This is a genomic window from Micromonospora sp. DT41, assembly GCF_049841715.1.
Classification (GTDB): domain Bacteria; phylum Actinomycetota; class Actinomycetes; order Mycobacteriales; family Micromonosporaceae; genus Micromonospora; species Micromonospora profundi.
Genome location: NZ_JBNCKU010000025.1, coordinates 1 through 475, shown reverse-complemented (window position 1 = coordinate 475; position 475 = coordinate 1). Strand labels below are relative to the sequence as shown.

1 pseudogene is annotated in these 475 nt (G+C 71.2%); it reads left to right on the top strand.

The window, feature by feature from the left end:
• A pseudogene (locus ACLQ23_RS29415) lies at positions 1-316 on the top strand (hypothetical protein); the annotation flags it as partial.
• Between the last annotated feature and the right edge of the window lie 159 nt (positions 317-475).

The window sequence follows — 475 nt, the reverse complement described above, 5'->3', positions numbered from 1 at the left end:
CGCGACGGTCACCACCACGGAAGCCACCTTCACGCGGCGCACCCGAGCGCGACCCATCACGATCGCCACCACGGAAGCCGCCCTCGCGGCGGTCACCGCCTCGGTAGCCGCCCTCACGCGGGGCACCGGATCGCGAGCCGTCCCGGTCACCGCCACGGGAACCGCTGTCGCGACCGCCGGCGTATCCGCCTCGGGTGCCGCCTGCGCTGTCTCGGTCTCCCCGGTACGGGGGCCGGTCGTCGCGCCGCGCACCGCGGTCGCGTTCGCCGGAGCCGTCTTCGTTACGACGGGGACGGTCTCCGCCCTGCGGTCCTGAACTCACAGGTACATCCTTCCTGATTGCGCCACCAATGGCGCCACGCAGTCGAGGGCCGACCCGGATTGGGGCGGCCCTCGACTGGAAGATTGTCCGGCGGTGTCCTACTCTCCCACACCCTCACGAGTGCAGTACCATCGGCGCTGGAGGGCTTAGCTT